The sequence below is a fragment of the Streptococcus oralis genome (assembly GCF_003942875.1).
GTDB lineage: Bacteria > Bacillota > Bacilli > Lactobacillales > Streptococcaceae > Streptococcus > Streptococcus oralis_BX.
The window spans coordinates 133,628-151,858 of record NZ_RMVK01000001.1; the positions used below are offsets into that span (position 1 = coordinate 133,628).

Sequence of the window (18,231 nt, forward strand, 5' to 3'; positions counted from 1 at the left end):
TCACTTTCTTTCAAATTCTATCATTTTTCTTATTTCCAAAATTTTTATTGCAAGATAAGTGGCTTTATGGTAGACTATTTGAGTAAGTATTGGAAGATTACTCAAGAGGCTTAAGAGGCCGTGTTGGAAACGCGGTAGGCGTGTAACAGCGTGCGTGGGTTCGAATCCCATGTCTTCCGTAGAAAAAAGAAAAACTGCACCTCAATGCAGTTTTTTCATCGCTCTAAGAACAATATATAGGAATGAAAGGCTGAGTTACTCTAACTATCACACCACATTTTTGTATCCTAATTCATAAAAAAACAAGTAGTTTATTAAGACTACTTGTTTTTCTTTTAAATCTTAGGATTAGATATTGCTTTTATCTTTTTTATCTGAAGATTTGTCTGTTGATTTATCAGTGGATTTGTTTGAAGATTTATCTGAAGACTTGTCTGTTGATTTATCATTAGACTTAGTTGAGTTTTTACGGACAATTTTATCATAACCTTCTGTATCATCAAGCAACTCTGTCGCCAAAGTACGGTAATCTTCTTGAGAAATCAGCCAGTTTCCATCCTTATCCTTTGTTAATTTGATTTCAGTATCAAAATCACCAGTAGTGAAAGGTGTATGAGCTAAGTTAGGGTCAACGTCACTGTAGGTTGAGAAATCTTTCTTGAATAGATGCTCAAAAATCCAGTAAGAAACCAATGTTTGGTAACGCTTGATGTCAACGTTTGAACCAGCTTGATTGTATTTACCTAGGTTATCAACACCTCCAATAAGAGTAGTGAGAACTTCCCTTGTAGATGAAGCCAATCCTTTAGAGTGTAACTTCTTAGAGTTAAAAGTAACAGTCGCTGTATTTCCTGATTCATCAACCTTCACGTCTTTAACAGTGTAAGAACCGATATCTTGATATAATCTACGTCTCATCTTCAAGAAACCTGAAATGGTTTCTTCTGGAGTTTCTACAGGGAAATCTTTGTGCCATTGTACTGAGTAAGTAGACGCAGGTGAAAGCCCTTCTTCTTTGATTTTTTCACTTGTTTGAACTGCAAATACGGCCTCAGTCCATTTTTCATAAGTGTCGCCATAAATCTTCTTAAATCGAGCAGAGTCGCTAGTAAGAACTGAGTCTAAGAGAATTTCAGCATCTTTTGTAACTTTTTCTTTAACTTCTGCTGCTTCATCCTTCTTCTCAACTTGTTCCGTATTCTCCTTGTTATCAGAAGAAGCTTCAGATGACTGATTAGAAAATACAGAACATGCACCCAAGACAACTGTTGAAAGTGCTAAGATACTTAGTAACTTGATCTTTTTCATGTTTCACCTCTTTATGAAAATTTACTCTTGGAGACCACCTCCAAGGATAGTTGCTTAGAAAAACACTGGGTTTATCTAACGGAGAATGGGGGATTCGAACCCCCGCGCCAGTTACCCGACCTAACGATTTAGCAAACCGTCCTCTTCAGCCTCTTGAGTAATTCTCCACTAACACACTAGAATAAATAGGATACAACGAAGGATACTACAAAGGATACAATTTGGAAAAAATCTACTGTATACCTGTTCATAATGGAGCCGGTGGGAGTCGAACCCACGTCCAAACACCTGCCAACATATTTGTCTACAACCATAGGTTATGTATTGTTTTAACAGTCCCTCGACACATAACTCAAGCCTAGGAACTGCGAGTCTATTAATCTCTTATCAAACCACTAGACAAGGCTTGATCGTATCTCGCTAATCATAAGACCTGTCATTGAACACGAGCAATCCAAATCAGGTCACGCCTGCTGGTTTTTAGGCAGCTAGAGCGTAAGAAGTGTTATTTTTTGCAGTTATATTTAACTGAGCGTTTACGTCGCCACACGGGTTGCAAAATATGCCTCATAATGCCTGTCGAATCCGTAACGACCCCAGGATGTTAGAACTATTATAACCTATCTTCAAAAAAAATGCAAAATCAAGCCAATTCTTTAGAACAGATACGTTTTCAAAGCATCTGATAATGCTTGATAACCGGCTACACTTAGATGGAGGCCATCCGTTGTATAGGCTGATTGAAGTTGCCCTTCTGAATCTGTCAAACTATCATAAATTGGTAGAAAATCTACTTGCATATAGGCGGATGCTAGAGCCTCATAGGCTTGATTCCATTCTCTAATCTTTTTATTGGTACGAATATATACTGTCTGCTTGTATTCTTCTCCTTCATTGACTGGCAGAATAGAAACAAGCTTTATTTGTGACAGCGGATAATCTCGGTTGAGCGATTGAATCACACCTTCAAGATTATCCAAGGCTTCATTCATGGGAATATCTTTTCCGATATCGTTTGTCCCAATTAAGAGAACAATTTGATCGACAGCATCACCATAAAGATGAGCATCCAAATTCTCTAATAAAAGCCTCGTCTGGTAACCTCGGATGCCTCGATTAACAATCGTCTTGACAGTCCCGAGTAACTCTTGCAAAGGGTAGTATTCTACAATCGAATCGCCGATAAAAATCATATCTGGTTCTAAAAGAGAAATCTGATTGAGTTCACGATACTTGGTTTGAATCTTTGCTTGCTCTTTTAGAAGCCAATTTTCTAATAACTGTACTGCCACCTTATCCCTCTTTCTCTAACCACTTTTCTAGGACCTGATAAACGCCCGCCTGGCTGTTAGCTGGTGCTAGGGCAGTCGCAACTGCCTTGACATTATCATCTGCATTTTCCATAGCATAGGCAATTCCAGACAGCTCTAACATTTCGACATCGTTTTCACTATCACCAAAGGCCATGATTTGTTCCGATTTCAAATTCCAGCGCTTGAGTAATTCTTCCAATCCCCAGGCCTTGTGAATCCCAGCTTGGAGGATGTCAATACAGCCATAACCGCTGGAAACAGCTCTTACACGACCATCAAATAAATCATTAATTTCCTGCAAAACTGAACTAGAACGTTCTTCACCAACGACCATGCTCATCTTTAGAACTCCTCCAAAGAGGTCTGAGTTTAGCTCATCCACAAAATTGGTCCTTTGGTAAAGTTTTTCAATCATCTCTGGAGTCATAAATTTTTCCAGGTCTGTAAAAACCGTTCCTTCCTTGACAAAACTCCCATTCATACTGGTAACGACGAACTGATCTCGACACTCCCTCCCTTTAAAATGAAGGAGAGCCTTGTCAACCATAGCATCATCCCAAGTCTGGGCCTGAAGTAGCGTATCATACTCAAATATACGAGCGCCGTTAGCAACAACCAAGATCACTCGACTCGCCAAGTGCTCCAATAATTGCCTCATACGGTGAACTTCATTCCCTGTCGCAATGACAAAACGGATATCCCTTTGATCCAGCTGATCTAAAATCTTTTCCAAGCGGGGCAGATCTAGCTGCCCCCTCGGGTCTAGCAAGGTTCCATCCATGTCTGTTGCAATTAATTTAATCGTCATCATATCTCCTTTAGAGTGAGCGTCTACCACTTCAACCCTACATGTTCATTCATTTCTTTATAGGCCGTGTCAATTCGTTCTTTGGTCGCCTCGTCCAACTTGTCACGGTGACTGCCTCCTTCAATGAAGTCCTCTAGGATATAGGTCTGATAGAGGAAAAGCGGATAGCCTTCTGGAGAGTATGTCCCTTTGGGTGTTCGATTGACCCAAGTTGGATGCGCTTTGGCCGTTTCAATCCTAGTCTTGCCATCTTTTTTCTTAATGGTCACATCCATGAGAACACCGCGCTCCGTCCACTTGGCATTTTCCTCGTCTTGCATGGTTTCAATGCGTTGATTTGAGAGGAAATTTCCCATGGAGTAGATGATCAGTTTTTTGTCACCATCTTTTTCAACTGTTTCAGCAGGTTCAACGACGTGAGGATGCCCTCCAAAGATAATATCGGCTCCCCAGTCAATCATCTTATGGTACAGTGTTTTCTGTTCTTCCGTTGGTTCTAGTTGGTACTCAATTCCCATCTGAGGCATGATGACAGTAATATCTGCTTCCTTCTCTGCACGCTCGATTTCCGCCTTCATCTTATCTTCATTCAGGTCAGAAAGATAGCGATTATAGTCCTCTTGAGAGATATACTGCTCAATGCCATTAAAACCGTAGGAATAGGCCAGGAGAGCTACCTTGATACCATTGACTTCCTTGATGACTATAGGTGCTTGGTCTCGGGATTCATGCGTGTAGACTCCGATGGGTGTCATTCCAGCCTTTTCAATAGCTTGAGCCGTTGAAACCACTCCCTCAATTTGAGAATCCAAGATATGATTATGAGCCAAGTCTAGAACTTGGTAGCCTGCATCCTTGATCGCATCCATGACTTCCCCTGGTGCATTAAAGAGAGGATAACCTGCCAAGTAGTGGTCCTTGTTCACCGTTCCTTCAAAGTCACCAATCACCAAATCCGCTTGTTTGAGCCAGGGTTTTACATACTCAAAATTTTCATGGAAATCGTAGCTACCATCTTCTTTCAGAGCTGTTCGGTAGATGGGGATATGGTAGAGAAGGTCACCATTTGCCATGATACGCGCCGTCGTTTCACCAGACTGATCTTCCTTGGATTGACCAGATGTACTAGCAGAATCAAGAGTTTGACTACTAGGACTCGTTCCCTTACTACCTTGTACTGCTCGAACTAATAAGTTTCCCCCCATGGATAAGGCAACTGCAAGCAATAACACAATAATAAACTGGGCATTGGTCCAGGATTTATAATTCCGAAAGAAATCCACACTAGTTCTCCACACCCCATAAAGAGAGCCCTGAGACCGTCTATCTTGTCGCTTTTCCATCTTTATTCCCCCTTGCTTTTACTGCAAGTCTTTTCTTTTATTATACCACAGACAAAAGAGGAATACCGTTTATTATATTATTTTTTAGGAACTTCTGCGACTTTCTTTCTCGCCTATTTTGTGTTATCATGTAGAGGTAATGAAAGGAGAGAAAATGTCTGCTATAGAACGTATTACAAAAGCTGCTCATTTAATTGATATGAACGATATTATCCGTGAGGGAAACCCTACTCTTCGCGCAGTTGCTGAGGAGGTCACTTTCCCACTGTCTGACCAGGAAATCATCCTTGGCGAAAAGATGATGCAATTCCTCAAACATTCCCAAGATCCTGTTATGGCTGAAAAGATGGGGCTCCGCGGTGGTGTTGGGCTGGCTGCTCCCCAGCTGGATATCTCAAAACGCATTATCGCCGTTTTGGTCCCAAATATTGTAGAAGAAGGTGAAACTCCTCAGGAAGCCTACGATTTGCAAGCTGTTATGTACAATCCAAAAATTGTCTCTCACTCTGTTCAGGACGCTGCTCTTGGCGAAGGAGAAGGTTGCCTTTCTGTTGACCGAAACGTTCCAGGCTATGTTGTCCGTCATGCCCGTGTCACTGTTGATTACTTTGACAAGGATGGCGAAAAACACCGAATCAAGCTCAAAGGTTACAACTCTATCGTTGTCCAACATGAAATTGATCATCTAAACGGAATCATGTTTTACGATCGTATCAATGAAAAAGATCCATTTGCTGTTAAAGATGGTTTACTGATTCTGGAATAAAGAAAATCCCGTTGCAAGACGGGGTTTTGTGTTATAATAGATGCATGAAAACAAATGATATTGTCTATGGCGTCCATGCCGTTACTGAAGCCCTCCTTGCAAACACTGGAAATAAACTTTACCTCCAAGAAGATCTTCGAGGTAAGAATGTTGAGAAAGTCAAGGAACTGGCTACAGAAAAGAAGGTATCCATTTCTTGGACTTCAAAAAAATCCCTCTCTGAGATGACTGAAGGCGCTGTCCACCAAGGTTTTGTTCTACGAGTGTCCGAATTTGCCTATAGCGATCTGGATCACATCCTTTCCAAAACACGACAAGAAGAAAATCCTTTGCTATTGATTCTGGACGGGTTAACTGACCCCCATAATTTAGGTTCTATCTTAAGGACTGCTGATGCGACCAATGTTTCAGGTGTCATTATTCCCAAGCACCGTGCTGTCGGAGTGACTCCTGTCGTTGCCAAAACGGCCACAGGTGCTATTGAGCATGTACCGATTGCCCGAGTGACCAACCTCAGTCAAACCCTAGACAAACTCAAGGCTGAAGGCTTCTGGACCTTTGGAACGGATATGAACGGTACCCCTTGCCACAAGTGGAATACAAAAGGGAAAATCGCCCTCATCATCGGAAATGAAGGGAAAGGCATCTCTAGCAACATCAAAAAACAGGTCGATGAGATGATTACTATTCCCATGAATGGGCATGTTCAAAGTCTCAATGCCAGTGTTGCTGCAGCCATTCTCATGTACGAAGTTTTCCGAAACCGACTATAAAAAGTTTCCAATCAAGTGATTGGAAACTTTTTTCTTAACTATGTTCTGTAATAAATTTGTAAGCTTCTTGACCAGCGATAGCCCCATCTCCAACTGCTGTTGTCACTTGGCGAAGGTCTTTCTGGCGAACATCTCCAACTGCAAAGATACCGTCAACGGCAGTTTTCATGTGATTATCTGTCACAATCCAGCCTGCCTGGTCTTGAATATTCAATTCTTTAACAAAATCGCTAACAGGATCCAAACCGACATAGATAAAGACACCACCGAAGGCTTGCTCTGTCACTTGACCCGTTTTTACATTTTCAAATACGACAGATTCTACTCGGTTTTCACCTTTGATTTCCTTGACAACAGAATCCCAGATAAAGTTGACTTTCTCATTTGCAAAAGCACGGTCTTGCAAAACCTTTTGGGCACGAAGTTCATCTCGACGGTGAACAATAGTGACGGACTTGGCAAAGCGAGTCAAGAAGAGAGCTTCTTCTACCGCTGAATCTCCACCACCAACTACGAGCAAGTCTTGATCACGGAAGAAAGCTCCATCACAGACCGCACAGTAAGAAACACCTCGACTGTTCAGTTCTTCTTCTCCGGGAACTCCCAAAAGACGGTGTTTAGAACCAGTTGCTACAATGACAGTACGGGTTTCGTAAACTTGATCATCAGTGATTACCTTCTTAAAGTCACCCTGATCTTCAATATTTTCAACATAGCCATAAAGATGCTCCACTCCAAGGTTTTCAAGTGGTTCAAACATCTTTTCAGCCAATTCAGGTCCACTGATGTTGGCATAACCTGGATAGTTTTCAATATCAGATGTGTTATTCATTTGCCCGCCTGGCAGACCACCTTCAATCAAAGCCACTTTCAGATTGCTGCGAGCAGCATATAAGGCAGCGGTCATTCCCGCAGGTCCAGCACCGATAATAATCGTATCGTACATTTCGATTCCTTCTTTCTTGTTGTAACTATCTTTATTCTAACTCATTCTTGCTAGTCACGCAAGGATTATGCCTTGAAAACCAAGAGCAAACTCATGACGGCAAAGGATAACACTGGAACGACCAAAACTCCAATCATAATCATATCATAGAGATGGGCTTGGCGAGCTTTGGCTGTCTTGTCCACACCAGACATGGCTCTCAACCCAATCCAAATCCCCAGAAAAATCACGACAAGGATGGCCGTTAAGATCAAACTCTCGAAATACAAAGAAAATAGATGCAGTAGCATGATCTCTCTCGTTTCTATCTTTTTTAAAGAGTAAACTCAGCTAGTCCAACTAACTGAGTTTTCCTTTTTTCTATTATATCAAATATAAGTCCGTTTGTAACTAGCGAAGAATTCTTTTGTCCGTTCTTCTTTCGGATGATTGATGATTTCATCAGGGGTGCCGGACTCGATGATTTTCCCTTTATCTAGGAATAAAACCTTGTCTGCCACTTGGGCTACAAAAGACATATCGTGACTGACCAAAATCATGGTCTGACCTGACTTGGCAGCATCTGCAATAGACTTCTCTACCTCACCGACCAATTCTGGGTCGAGGGCTGAAGTGGGTTCGTCCAAGAGCAAGACATCTGGTTTCATAGCAAGCGCACGCGCGAGGGCAACCCGTTGCTTTTGTCCACCTGATAAGTGGCGAGGATAATGGTTTTCACGGTCAGAAAGACCAACCTTGGCCAACTCTTCCTTGGCGATTTTTGTTGCTTCCTCGTCCGATAATTTCTTAACGACAACCAAACCTTCCTTGACATTGTCAAGAGCTGTTCGGCGTTCAAACAAATTAAACTGTTGGAAAACCATAGACAACTTGCGACGAAGGGTTAGGATCTCTTCTTGGCTAATCTGAGAAAAATCAACTTTAAAATTGTCAATCTGAATCGTTCCACTATCTGGAGTTTCAAGGTAGTTCAAACTACGAAGAAAGGTTGATTTCCCTGCTCCAGATGAACCAATCAAAGCCACTACCTCACCTTTTTTGATATCCAAGTTCAGATGATTCAAGACTGTCTGTCCTGAAAAGGATTTGCTTAAATTCGAAATCTTAATCATTAACGAAGGTCTCCTTTCACATCTGTAGATACTGCATCCGGCGCTGAGATAGCCATTCTTCTCTCAATGAAACGGCCGAGGCTTTCAATTCCAATATTGACTACCCAATAAACAAGGGCAACGGAGATGAAACGTTCAAAATAGCGATAATCAGCTCCACCTAAAATCTGAGCTTGGGCAAAGACCTCCACAACCCCCGCACTAAAGGCTAGAGAAGTTCCCTTGGTCAAACCGATAAGGGAGTTAATCAAAGTCGGCGTCGCTACCACCGCCGCATTTGGAATAATCACGCGACGGTAAACTTGCGCACGAGTCATACCCAAACTGCGTGCCGCCTCAATTTCACCTGGATTAACAGAAAGGATGGCTGCACGAATCGTTTCACTTGCATAAGCCGCCTCATTAAAAGCAAAGGCCACAATCGCAAAAAGTGCCGCTGGAATCGCATTGATATTGAAACCAGTGCCCCATTGCTGGTTGATAGCTTTCAGTGCCAAAGGTATTCCATAGTAGGTCAACATAAGTTGAACTAGGATTGGGGTACCTTTTAAGAAGCTAACGAAAAAGGCCTGCAAGGGATATAGAATTTTAACACGATTGATCTTAACAATGGCAAAAATTAGGGCAAGTAGCAAACCAAAGAGTGCACCTCCAAGTGTCAACATCAAGGTTGTAGGCAATTGTTGGATAATCCTTGGAATTCCATCAAAGACCGAACGCAAACTAAAGAGCTTACCATCCGGAATGAGTTGCATCAAACTTTGGTACCAATCTGATGCTAAAAATGTTGTAACAGTCATAAAAACATCCTCTCCTGATAATGATTCATTCTATCATACTTCTGCTCGCAAGCAAATTATTTGCTACGGGCTGCTCAGACTTCGTCTATCTTCTAGTTTATCACACTTTAAAACAGGGAGGCTATATATTTTACCTATCAAGGAGATAAATAAAAACTATCTCAAACCTAAGTTCTCATAGGGTTTTCTATAGCCGATTTGTTTAACAGCACCATTCTCCACCAAAATTGGACGTTTCAATAACATGCCATCACTGGCTAGAAGCTTGGCTGCTTCTTGTTTTGACAAACTTCCCACCTTATCTTTCAAGCCCAGTTCGCGGTATTTGATCCCGCTAGTATTGAAAAATTGTTTCACTTCAAAACCGGAAGTTTCCAACCAGTCCAAAATCACGTCTTCACTTGGTGTTTCTTCTACGATGTGGACAGCTTTATAGTTCACACCGAGTTGGTCTAGTTCATTTTTTGCTTTCTTACAAGTTGAACATTTTGGGTATTCGATAAATTCTAACATCTTCTTTTCTTTCTATTCTTTATTTTCTTGAAATGCTGCACCTTCATGTTGCAAGAGCCAGGCTTTCTTTTCGACTCCCGATGCATAGCCTATCAAGCGATTGCCTGACCCTAGCACACGATGACAGGGAACGAGTATGGACCAAGGATTGCGCCCCACTGCTCCGCCAATTGCTTGGGCAGAAGCTACTTGCAAGTCTTGCGCTATTTGTCCATAAGTCACTGTCTGACCATAAGGAATGGCCTGTAAGTAAGCCCAGACTCGCTTTTCAAAATCTGTTCCAATAGGAGCCAAAGGTAAGTCAGATAGATCCTGAACACTGCCTTCGAAATAGGTATCTAAATAGGAAATAACTTGCTCTAATACAGGATGGCTAGCAACTTCTTCTATCGTTTCATCCCCTAATCCCCTCTCAAAATGAGTTTGGTTCTGTACCCAAATTCCATACAGATATTGCTCGTCAGCAACTAAGGATAAGGTTCCAATTGGCGACGGGTAGAGCATTTTTGCGTACTTATTCTGCTTCATTTTTTTAATTTCTGATAGGCCAAACGTTCCCCATCAACTGGAACCTTACCAACCTGTTGAAAACCTAGCTTTTCAAAGATATGCTGCATGGCCTTGTTTTGTGCATGCGTATCTGAACGAAAATCTAGATAATCAAAACCTTCAATCAAGCCTTCTAGGAAAGTCTGAGCAACACCTTGTCCTTGGACATCTGCTAGCACAGCGATACGGTGAAAGACCAGATATTCTGATTCTCCCTCCTGCCAACTTCCTTCATAAATAGCTTCATAGGCTTTCTCTGGGCTCTTGGTCACAGCAGCATAGGCTAGCAGTTCTCCTTCTTCCAAGGCCACATAGGCTTGGCCTGAGATAATATCATCAATAATGATATCGGCATTTGGATAGCCATTTTGCCACTGGTCGCTACCAGAATCAGCTAAGCACTTTTTGGCATCCTCCATCACCTGCATAATCGCATCTACTTCGTTTGGAAAAGCTAAACGAATCTCCATCTTTTCCCCTCATTTCTAACTATTTTCTCTCATCATAGCATAATTTAAAGCTTTCTACAAGCAGTTGAAACTTGACTTTTGTTTTTTATTATTTTATAATCTAGTTATCAAAACTAGATAAAAAGGAGTTGGAAATGAATTCTATCTTTTCCTACCCAAAATGGGAAGACATTCCAAACATTGACCTCTATCTGGATCAGGTTTTGCTTTATGTCAACCAAGTCTGTGCCCCCATCTCTCCAGATAAAGAAAAGGGTCTGACCGCATCCATGGTCAATAACTATGTCAAACATGGTTACCTGACAAAGCCAGACAAGAAAAAATACCAACGCAAACAGATTGCCCGTTTGATTGCCATCACCACTCTAAAGTCTGTCTTTTCAATCCAAGAAATCGCCCAGACCCTCAATACTCTACAAACTCAAGCGAGTTCAGACCAGCTCTACGATGCTTTTGTGGACTACATGAACCATGGGATTGATCCAGAAAATTCTATTATCCAAACTAGCTGTCAAACGGTTAAACTCTATCATCAAACTCTAGACTTAATCCTTATCAAAGAAGAGGAGGTATCCCAATGAATACCAGCCTAAAACTCAGTAAAAAACTCAGTTTTGGAGAGGAAATTGCTAATAGCGTGACCCATGCTATCGGTGCCGTTATCATGCTCATCCTACTCCCCATTTCATCCACCTATAGTTATGAAGCACATGGATTTTTATCGTCTTTTGGCGTTTCTATCTTCGTTATCAGTCTATTTCTCATGTTCCTCTCGTCAACCATTTACCACTCTATGGCCTATGGTTCGACCCACAAATACGTCTTGCGAATCATCGACCATTCTATGATTTATGTGGCTATCGCAGGCTCTTATACGCCGGTCGTATTGACCTTGATGAATAACTGGTTTGGCTATCTCATTATTGCCATTCAGTGGGGAACGACCATCTTTGGCATCCTTTATAAAATCTTTGCTAAAAAGGTCAATGAGAAATTCAGCCTTGCCCTTTACCTGATCATGGGCTGGTTGGTTCTGGCTATCATTCCTGCCATTATCAGTCAAACAACACCAATTTTCTGGAGTCTCATGGTAACTGGCGGACTCTGTTATACAGTTGGAGCTGGATTTTACGCTAAGAAAAAACCTTATTTCCACATGATTTGGCATCTCTTTATCCTAGCAGCATCTGCACTCCAATATATCGCGATTGTTTATTACATGTAAAAAAGTTGAGAATCTTTTCTCAACTTTTTTCTTTGCACATATTGATAAAGTACTGGTGCAAGCGAGCATCATCTGTCAATTCTGGATGAAAAGAGGTTACCAGCATATTTTTTTCTTGCGCCGCAACGATTTGATCATCAACTGTTGCTAGAATTTCTACACCCTCTCCAACACTGCTGATAATTGGTCCGCGGATAAAGGTCATGGGAATCTTGCCAACTCCCTTACATTCTGACTCTGTATAGAAGCTTCCTAGTTGGCGCCCATAAGCATTGCGCTCAACCACTATATCCATGGTTCCAAGATGACTTTCTTCCTGAGAAATAATTTCCTTAGCTAGCAAAATCAAACCTGCACAAGTTCCAAAGACTGGAAGTCCAGATAAAATAGTTTCTCGGATTGGAACCAGCATCTGCTGGTCACGCAAGAGTTTGCCCATGGTTGTAGACTCACCGCCAGGTAATATCAAACCCTCCAAGTCACTCTGATACTGTTGAAAATCATCTAAATTTCTGATTTCTACACTAACAACACCTAACTTTTCTAGCACTTTTGCATGTTCTGCAAAGGCGCCTTGCAAGGCTAGTATTCCGATTTTCATCTATTTTCCTCGCTCAGCCATGAGAATTTGGATTTCATTCTCATTGATACCAACCATGGCTTCTCCTAGGTCTTCAGAGATTTGAGCCAAAATTTGAGGATTTTGGTAGTTGGTTACGGCCTTAACGATAGCACTTGCTCGTTTAACAGGATCTCCCGACTTGAAAATACCTGAACCGACAAAGACGCCCTCTGCTCCCAATTGCATCATCAATGCCGCATCTGCTGGCGTTGCAACACCTCCAGCTGCAAAGTTTACAACTGGCAATTTTCCATGTTCATGAACGTATTGGACCAATTCTACAGGGACTTGCAAGTCCTTGGCAGCCACATAAAGTTCATCTTCACGAAGATTTTGAATACGGCGTATTTCTTGATTCATCATGCGCATATGGCGAACGGCTTGAACGATGTCACCTGTCCCCGGTTCTCCTTTTGTCCGAATCATGGAAGCTCCCTCAGCGATACGACGCAAGGCTTCACCCAAGTCCTTAGCTCCACAGACAAAAGGAACTTGGAATTCCTTCTTATCCACATGGAAACGGTCGTCTGCTGGAGACAGCACTTCACTCTCATCGATATAGTCAATCTCAATAGCCTCTAAAATCTGAGCTTCAACAAAATGCCCGATTCTAACCTTGGCCATCACTGGAATACTGACCGCTTCTTGGATTTCCTTAATCATCTTTGGATCACTCATACGGGAAACCCCACCCGCTGCACGAATATCAGCTGGAATCCGCTCCAAGGCCATAACAGCTGCCGCACCAGCTGCCTCTGCGATACGGGCCTGTTCAGGGTTCTGAACGTCCATGATAACCCCACCTTTGAGCATCTGTGCCAAGTTTTTATTTAGTTCATAACGATTTTCAGTCATTTCTTAATCCTCATCATCTGTATTGGTAGCTACCATTTTATTTTAAGCCAGATTAGAATGAAGTACAAGATAAAAAAAGGATAATTGTATGGGTACAGATTGATGCTCAATGAAAATCAAAGAGCACACTAGGAAGCTAGCCGCAGGTTGCTCAAAGCACTGCTTTGAGGTTGTAGATAGAACTGACGAAGTCAGTAACATATATACGGTAAGGCGAAGCTGACGTGGTTTGAAGAGATTTTCGAAGAGTATAACTAAAAAACTATCTGACCTTCAATTAAGGCCAGATAGTTCATCAATTTTTATTTTTCAGCTGTAAGTGCAGCCATTGTAATGTAATTGTATGGTTTGTTAAAGTGTGGCAAGAAGAATAGGTCTGTCAATGCCAATTTATCAATTGTTACATGCTCTTGGATAGCAAGTGAGAACATGTGGATTCCCATACTGATAGCAGCATCATGTGACACCATTTGTGCACCAAGGATTTCGCGGCTGTCTTTGTCAAAGACAATCTTGATGGCAACTTCGTGGTTGTCATGTTTTATAAATTCTGGTTTTTGAAGATCGTTAAATCCAGTTTCAGTTGCATTATAGCCTGCAGCTTTGGCTTTTTCAAGAGTCAAACCAGTTGAAACCATGTGAAGACCGTAGATTGAGATACCGTTTGATCCTTGAACTCCGATTCCTTCCAATTCATGTCCACAAGCGTTATAAGCACCAACGATACCAGTACGTACAGCGTTAGATGCAAGAGCAATGTAGCTTGTATCTTTACGAGCATTGTCATAAACAGTTGCACAGTCACCAACAGCGTATACACCAGGGATAGATGTTTCTTGTTTCTTATCTACAAGGAAGGCACCGTTACGGAAAAGTTCAATCTTACCGTCAGCAAGAGCTGTGTTTGGACGGAAACCAACAGCAAGAACCACCATATCTACATCAAATGTTTCTTTGTCTGTTACCAAGCGTTCAACTTTTCCATCACCTTGGATGGCTTTAACTGTTTGACCAAGAGCCAAGCGGATGTTGTGGTCTTCCAAGTTCTTCGCCATCATTTGTGTGAAATCTTTATCATAGTAACCGTTCAAGACAGTGTCTACGATATCGACAAGCACAACTTCTTTTCCAAGACGCTCGAAAGCTTCGGCAAGTTCTACACCGATGTAACCACCACCAACAACGGCAATGCGCTCAAGGTGTTTGCTCTTGTCTTCAAGTTTTTCAATAACTTCTTCAGCGTTTTGGTACAATTTAACAAATTGTACATTTTCAAGAGTTGCTTTGAATTCGCGGTTGCCCTTAACGATTTCAACACCTTCGATTGGAGGCAAGATTGGAGTTGAACCAGTTGCAAAGATCAATTTGTCATAAGACTCTTTGTGTTCTTTACCTTCAACTTCTGCAGTCACAACTTTGTTATCGTAGTCAATTGAAAGAACTGGTGAGTTCATGTAAACTTTAGCACCTTTTGCTTCCAATTTTTCTTTATCAGAGTAGAAGAGACCTTCTGGGCCATCAATTTGTTCCCCGATCCAAAGCGCCATTCCACAACCAAGGAATGAAATATTTGAGTTTTGGTCAAATACTACGATTTCGTTCTCATGTCCGAAGTTGTCCAACATCGTATTAATACAAGCTGTACCAGCGTGGTTAGCACCAACTACAACGATTTTACTCATAGAAAAATTCCTACCTTTAATTTTTGATTTACCCTTCTAGTATATCATTTACTGTTAGCGTTTACAAGGCATTTGCTCAGAATTCTCTTTTTTTCAGAAAAAATACACCTAACATTGATAAATCTAATTTTTCTATTATTTTCATACTAATTTTGAGCATATTTCTTGACTTTTTGTCAAAATTCATTTGTGAAAACGCTGACTTTATGATATGCTAGATACATGGAAAGAAAATGTAAGGGGTTTAATTTTTCTTTAACGACCTTATATTGATTGATTTCCTATAAAGAGAAAGGAGCTGGTAGCTTGCCTCTTCATTCACGTTCTGAACGGCTAATGGGAACAACTATCACGATTTCATTAGTAGATGAACAGGCTGATTGCCTACTTCAAGGAGCCTTTGATTTGCTCAAGGAGCTCGAATACCGCTTCAACGCCAACAGTCAAGAATCCGAACTGATGGAAATCAACTACCAGGCTGGGATCGCACCTGTTAAGGTTCATCCTGAGCTATTTGAACTGATTTCTCTTGGATTAGAACACAGCCTAGCTCCATCTAGCCATCTCAATATCAGTATTGGTCCCTTGATTCAAACCTGGCGAATCGGATTTGCAGATGCACGACTCCCAGAGCTAAACGAAATCGAAGCTGTCTTGCCTCTAGTTAACCCGTATTTTATCAAGTTGGATCCGACTAGCTCTACTGTCTTTTTAGAGAAGAAAGGAATGAAGCTTGATTTAGGTTGTTTAGCCAAGGGCTATAGTGCAGATAAGGTTGCCCAGTATTTAAAAGCACACGGTGTCACCTCTGCCCTGATCAATCTCGGAGGAAATATCCTCACCATCGGGAACAATCAATCCAAAGATGGGAAAGTCTGGCAGATCGGGATTCAAGATCCACGAAATCCTCGTGGCAATCATCTCCTAACCATTCCTGCTTCTAACAAATCCGTTGTCACTTCAGGTATCTACGAACGCCACCTGACAGTAGATGGAAAAGACTATCACCATATCTTTGATAGTGAGACAGGATTTCCTGTCGAAACCGATCTTGCTAGCCTGACGATTATCTCTGATAAATCCGTTGATGGTGAGATATGGACAACTCGCCTTTTCGGAGAACGAAGCGCTTCTATCCTCTGGCAAGTCGAAAGTATAGATGGTATTGAAGCCATCCTCATCGACAAAGAAGGACGCCTTGCTTGTTCTTCAGGCCTTCAAAATTGTATCATGTAAAAAGAGAAAGGAAATCTCATGCTAAAACTTATTGCCATTGTTGGAACGAACTCTAAACGTTCTACAAACCGCCAATTGCTCCAATACATGCAAAAACACTTTGCTGATAAAGCTGAAATTGAACTCGTTGAAATCAAGGATATCCCTGTTTTCAACAAACCGGCAGATAAGCAACTTCCTGCTGACATTCTTGAAATTGCAGCTAAAATTGAAGCATCCGATGGTGTCATCATCGGTACCCCTGAGTACGACCACTCTATCCCTGCAGTTTTGATGAGCGCTCTTGCTTGGCTATCTTATGGTATCTACCCACTTTTGAACAAACCAATCATGATTACTGGTGCTTCATACGGTACACTTGGTTCATCTCGTGCCCAATTGCAACTTCGTCAAATTTTGAACGCTCCTGAAATTAAGGCAAATGTTCTACCAGATGAATTCTTGCTTTCTCACTCTCTTCAATCATTTAACCCAAGTGGTGACTTGGTTGACCTTGACGTCATCAAGAAATTGGATGCCATCTTTGATGACTTCCGTATCTTCGTGAAGATTACTGAAAAATTGCGCAATGCACAAGAATTGCTTCGCAAAGATGCAGAAGAATTTGACTGGGAAAATTTGTAAGATAGGAGACCGAAAGAATGAAATTTGTTGGACTTGTTGGATCAAACTACGATCAATCATATAACCGCAAACTCTTGGAATTTATCCGTCGCAATTTCAAATTCAAATTTGAATTAGAAGTTCTTGAAATCGACGAAGTTCCAATGTTTAACCAAGACGAAAAATGGGACGAAAGCTTCCAATTGCGTTTCTTGTATAACAAGATTACACGTGCTGATGGTGTCATTATCGCCACTCCTGAGCACAACCACACTATCTCAGCTTCACTCAAATCTGTACTTGAATGGCTTTCATACGAAGTTCATCCATTTGAAAACAAGCCTGTTATGATTGTGGGTGCATCATACTACGACCAAGGAACGTCACGCGCCCAAGTTCACCTTCGTAAAATCCTTGATGCTCCAGGTGTCAATGCCTACACGCTTCCAGGTAACGAATTTCTTCTTGGCAAAGCTAAGGAAGCTTTTGATAACAACGGAAATATCACCAACGAAGGAACTGTTAAATTCCTTGAAACTTGCTTAGATAACTTTGTAAAATACGTAGGAGTCGTTTCGAAATTGAAAAAACCAAAACCAATCGAACCAGAAGACTTGGATTGTGGAAAACCAATTGCTACAACCATTACAGAAGTTGACCCTGACGATCCAGAATGGGTAGAAAAAGTTGCAGCAATCACTGGCGCTGTTTCTGGTGATACCTATGTCAAATTGGACCACGGTATCCTGACAGTTAACCAAATCGATATGTTCTTGAAAGCTATGCCATTTGAATTGACATACGCTGACGACAACAACCAATTCCTCTACTACAACAACGCTCACCAAGATCCAGACACCATGTTCGCTAAACGTGTACCACCTCAATCAGGTAGCCGTATGTCGACTGTTCATGGTTCTCTTCCACCAGCACGTATGAAGAATGTAGAGTGGGTTATCGGAACACTTCGCAACGGAAACCAAGAATACGTCCGTACGATCGTTCCGGGTTCTCCTGCAGGTGTCATCAACACCCACAACTACCAAGCAATGTACTATCCTGATGGATCATACGCTGGTATCAATGAAATCGTCTTTAACTTCCAACCATGGCTTGACTGGTACCTAAAAGAGACTGGGCAACGTTTGGTAGGTGGTAGCGGACCATTTGCCCCTGCTGCTGGAGGTCATCGAGACGCCGATGCTACTTCTGGTGCTTCTGATTCAGGTGATGCTGGAGGCCACGGTGGTGACGCTGATGCTACTTCTGGTGCAAGCAACTAAGAAACTAAAAAGGAGCCATTTGCT

At 41.7% G+C, this 18,231-nt stretch carries 21 protein-coding genes, 2 tRNA genes and 1 other RNA gene; 8 read left to right on the plus strand and 16 right to left on the minus strand.

Annotated elements, in window-relative coordinates:
* Positions 1-91 precede the first annotated feature (91 nt).
* Positions 92-179 (plus strand) — tRNA-Ser (locus tag D8844_RS00680).
* A 169-nt stretch (positions 180-348) separates the two neighbouring features.
* Here D8844_RS00680 and D8844_RS00685 read toward each other — a convergent pair.
* The 6 genes from D8844_RS00685 to D8844_RS00710 form a co-directional block, all read right to left on the minus strand.
* Positions 349-1,308 (minus strand): hypothetical protein, encoded by a 960-nt coding sequence (locus D8844_RS00685; protein WP_000721422.1) that lies wholly within the window; start codon positions 1,306-1,308, stop codon positions 349-351.
* Positions 1,309-1,387: 79 nt separating this feature from the next.
* Positions 1,388-1,475: transfer RNA gene (locus D8844_RS00690), tRNA-Ser, on the minus strand.
* 83 nt (positions 1,476-1,558) lie between these two features.
* Positions 1,559-1,906, minus strand: a transfer-messenger RNA (tmRNA) gene (gene ssrA / locus D8844_RS00695).
* A gap of 58 nt (positions 1,907-1,964) precedes the next feature.
* On the minus strand, positions 1,965-2,600 hold the full coding sequence (locus D8844_RS00700; RefSeq protein ID WP_125421097.1) for an SGNH/GDSL hydrolase family protein: 636 nt from the start codon (positions 2,598-2,600) through the stop codon (positions 1,965-1,967).
* 1 nt (position 2,601) lies between these two features.
* Positions 2,602-3,429, minus strand: coding sequence for a Cof-type HAD-IIB family hydrolase (locus D8844_RS00705; protein ID WP_125421101.1), 828 nt, complete (start codon positions 3,427-3,429; stop codon positions 2,602-2,604).
* A gap of 23 nt (positions 3,430-3,452) precedes the next feature.
* Positions 3,453-4,772, minus strand: a complete 1,320-nt coding sequence (locus D8844_RS00710; RefSeq protein ID WP_125421104.1) for a CapA family protein — start codon at positions 4,770-4,772, stop codon at positions 3,453-3,455.
* A 154-nt stretch (positions 4,773-4,926) separates the two neighbouring features.
* Between D8844_RS00710 and def the strand changes: the two genes are divergently transcribed.
* Both def and rlmB read left to right on the plus strand, forming a co-directional pair.
* Positions 4,927-5,538: a peptide deformylase gene (gene def, locus D8844_RS00715; RefSeq protein WP_001272959.1), complete on the plus strand. Its 612-nt coding sequence runs from the start codon at positions 4,927-4,929 to the stop codon at positions 5,536-5,538.
* Positions 5,539-5,582: 44 nt separating this feature from the next.
* Complete coding sequence (rlmB, locus tag D8844_RS00720; protein ID WP_000855737.1) at positions 5,583-6,311, plus strand: 23S rRNA (guanosine(2251)-2'-O)-methyltransferase RlmB; 729 nt, start codon at positions 5,583-5,585, stop codon at positions 6,309-6,311.
* 34 nt (positions 6,312-6,345) lie between these two features.
* On the opposite strand, the gene trxB is transcribed toward rlmB, so the two are convergent.
* The 7 genes from trxB to D8844_RS00755 all read right to left on the minus strand — a co-directional run bounded on the left by trxB (position 6,346) and on the right by D8844_RS00755 (position 10,701).
* Entirely contained in the window at positions 6,346-7,257 is a 912-nt protein-coding gene (trxB, locus tag D8844_RS00725; RefSeq protein WP_125421107.1) for a thioredoxin-disulfide reductase, read from the minus strand.
* Between the two features lie 65 nt (positions 7,258-7,322).
* On the minus strand, positions 7,323-7,547 hold the full coding sequence (locus D8844_RS00730) for a DUF4059 family protein (RefSeq protein ID WP_042767743.1): 225 nt from the start codon (positions 7,545-7,547) through the stop codon (positions 7,323-7,325).
* Positions 7,548-7,625: 78 nt separating this feature from the next.
* On the minus strand, positions 7,626-8,369 hold the full coding sequence (locus D8844_RS00735; protein WP_125421110.1) for an amino acid ABC transporter ATP-binding protein: 744 nt from the start codon (positions 8,367-8,369) through the stop codon (positions 7,626-7,628).
* On the minus strand, positions 8,369-9,169 hold the full coding sequence (locus D8844_RS00740) for an amino acid ABC transporter permease (protein WP_125421113.1): 801 nt from the start codon (positions 9,167-9,169) through the stop codon (positions 8,369-8,371). The genes D8844_RS00735 and D8844_RS00740 overlap by 1 nt, the downstream gene beginning before the upstream one ends.
* 156 nt (positions 9,170-9,325) lie before the next feature.
* A complete protein-coding gene (locus D8844_RS00745; RefSeq protein WP_000889079.1) occupies positions 9,326-9,682 on the minus strand; it encodes an arsenate reductase family protein in 357 nt (118 codons plus the stop codon).
* Positions 9,683-9,694: 12 nt separating this feature from the next.
* A complete protein-coding gene (locus D8844_RS00750; protein ID WP_125421116.1) occupies positions 9,695-10,210 on the minus strand; it encodes a methylated-DNA--[protein]-cysteine S-methyltransferase in 516 nt (171 codons plus the stop codon).
* Positions 10,207-10,701 carry a GNAT family N-acetyltransferase gene (locus tag D8844_RS00755; protein WP_125421119.1) on the minus strand — a complete coding sequence of 165 codons (495 nt, stop codon included), beginning with the start codon at positions 10,699-10,701 and terminating at the stop codon, positions 10,207-10,209. Before D8844_RS00755 ends, D8844_RS00750 begins: the two co-directional genes overlap by 4 nt.
* Positions 10,702-10,835: 134 nt before the next feature.
* On the opposite strand from D8844_RS00755, the gene D8844_RS00760 reads away from it, so the two are divergent.
* Positions 10,836-11,282, plus strand: coding sequence for a DUF1836 domain-containing protein (locus D8844_RS00760; RefSeq protein ID WP_125421122.1), 447 nt, complete (start codon positions 10,836-10,838; stop codon positions 11,280-11,282).
* Entirely contained in the window at positions 11,279-11,926 is a 648-nt protein-coding gene (gene trhA / locus D8844_RS00765; RefSeq protein ID WP_125421125.1) for a PAQR family membrane homeostasis protein TrhA, read from the plus strand. The genes D8844_RS00760 and trhA overlap by 4 nt, the downstream gene beginning before the upstream one ends.
* Positions 11,927-11,945: 19 nt before the next feature.
* On the opposite strand, the gene pdxT is transcribed toward trhA, so the two are convergent.
* The 3 genes from pdxT to nox form a co-directional block, all read right to left on the minus strand.
* Complete coding sequence (gene pdxT / locus D8844_RS00770; protein ID WP_125421128.1) at positions 11,946-12,527, minus strand: pyridoxal 5'-phosphate synthase glutaminase subunit PdxT; 582 nt, start codon at positions 12,525-12,527, stop codon at positions 11,946-11,948.
* Positions 12,528-13,403 (minus strand): pyridoxal 5'-phosphate synthase lyase subunit PdxS, encoded by an 876-nt coding sequence (pdxS, locus tag D8844_RS00775; protein WP_000138520.1) that lies wholly within the window; start codon positions 13,401-13,403, stop codon positions 12,528-12,530.
* A 302-nt stretch (positions 13,404-13,705) separates the two neighbouring features.
* Positions 13,706-15,085 (minus strand): H2O-forming NADH oxidase, encoded by a 1,380-nt coding sequence (gene nox / locus D8844_RS00780; RefSeq protein WP_000036761.1) that lies wholly within the window; start codon positions 15,083-15,085, stop codon positions 13,706-13,708.
* Between the two features lie 306 nt (positions 15,086-15,391).
* Here nox and D8844_RS00785 point away from each other — a divergent pair, with 306 nt between their 5' ends.
* The 3 genes from D8844_RS00785 to D8844_RS00795 are packed head-to-tail and all read left to right on the plus strand — an operon-like array spanning position 15,392 to position 18,207.
* Positions 15,392-16,321 (plus strand): FAD:protein FMN transferase, encoded by a 930-nt coding sequence (locus D8844_RS00785; protein WP_125421131.1) that lies wholly within the window; start codon positions 15,392-15,394, stop codon positions 16,319-16,321.
* An 18-nt stretch (positions 16,322-16,339) separates the two neighbouring features.
* Positions 16,340-16,945 (plus strand): NADPH-dependent FMN reductase, encoded by a 606-nt coding sequence (locus D8844_RS00790; RefSeq protein WP_000915932.1) that lies wholly within the window; start codon positions 16,340-16,342, stop codon positions 16,943-16,945.
* A 17-nt stretch (positions 16,946-16,962) separates the two neighbouring features.
* Positions 16,963-18,207, plus strand: a complete 1,245-nt coding sequence (locus tag D8844_RS00795; RefSeq protein WP_125421134.1) for an NAD(P)H-dependent oxidoreductase — start codon at positions 16,963-16,965, stop codon at positions 18,205-18,207.
* Positions 18,208-18,231 lie beyond the last annotated feature (24 nt).

Excerpts from the sequence above, each read along its gene's own strand:
- D8844_RS00685 (WP_000721422.1), bottom strand. The coding sequence starts at position 1,308 with ATGAAAAAGATCAAGTTACTAAGTATCTTAGCACTTTCAACAGTTGTC.
- D8844_RS00705 (WP_125421101.1), bottom strand. The coding sequence starts at position 3,429 with ATGACGATTAAATTAATTGCAACAGACATGGATGGAACCTTGCTAGAC.
- D8844_RS00710 (WP_125421104.1), bottom strand. The coding sequence starts at position 4,772 with ATGGAAAAGCGACAAGATAGACGGTCTCAGGGCTCTCTTTATGGGGTG.
- def (WP_001272959.1), top strand. The coding sequence starts at position 4,927 with ATGTCTGCTATAGAACGTATTACAAAAGCTGCTCATTTAATTGATATG.
- rlmB (WP_000855737.1), top strand. The coding sequence starts at position 5,583 with ATGAAAACAAATGATATTGTCTATGGCGTCCATGCCGTTACTGAAGCC.
- trxB (WP_125421107.1), bottom strand. The coding sequence starts at position 7,257 with ATGTACGATACGATTATTATCGGTGCTGGACCTGCGGGAATGACCGCT.
- D8844_RS00730 (WP_042767743.1), bottom strand. The coding sequence starts at position 7,547 with ATGCTACTGCATCTATTTTCTTTGTATTTCGAGAGTTTGATCTTAACG.
- D8844_RS00735 (WP_125421110.1), bottom strand. The coding sequence starts at position 8,369 with ATGATTAAGATTTCGAATTTAAGCAAATCCTTTTCAGGACAGACAGTC.
- D8844_RS00740 (WP_125421113.1), bottom strand. The coding sequence starts at position 9,169 with ATGACTGTTACAACATTTTTAGCATCAGATTGGTACCAAAGTTTGATG.
- D8844_RS00745 (WP_000889079.1), bottom strand. The coding sequence starts at position 9,682 with ATGTTAGAATTTATCGAATACCCAAAATGTTCAACTTGTAAGAAAGCA.
- D8844_RS00750 (WP_125421116.1), bottom strand. The coding sequence starts at position 10,210 with ATGAAGCAGAATAAGTACGCAAAAATGCTCTACCCGTCGCCAATTGGA.
- D8844_RS00755 (WP_125421119.1), bottom strand. The coding sequence starts at position 10,701 with ATGGAGATTCGTTTAGCTTTTCCAAACGAAGTAGATGCGATTATGCAG.
- D8844_RS00760 (WP_125421122.1), top strand. The coding sequence starts at position 10,836 with ATGAATTCTATCTTTTCCTACCCAAAATGGGAAGACATTCCAAACATT.
- trhA (WP_125421125.1), top strand. The coding sequence starts at position 11,279 with ATGAATACCAGCCTAAAACTCAGTAAAAAACTCAGTTTTGGAGAGGAA.
- pdxT (WP_125421128.1), bottom strand. The coding sequence starts at position 12,527 with ATGAAAATCGGAATACTAGCCTTGCAAGGCGCCTTTGCAGAACATGCA.
- pdxS (WP_000138520.1), bottom strand. The coding sequence starts at position 13,403 with ATGACTGAAAATCGTTATGAACTAAATAAAAACTTGGCACAGATGCTC.
- nox (WP_000036761.1), bottom strand. The coding sequence starts at position 15,085 with ATGAGTAAAATCGTTGTAGTTGGTGCTAACCACGCTGGTACAGCTTGT.
- D8844_RS00790 (WP_000915932.1), top strand. The coding sequence starts at position 16,340 with ATGCTAAAACTTATTGCCATTGTTGGAACGAACTCTAAACGTTCTACA.
- D8844_RS00795 (WP_125421134.1), top strand. The coding sequence starts at position 16,963 with ATGAAATTTGTTGGACTTGTTGGATCAAACTACGATCAATCATATAAC.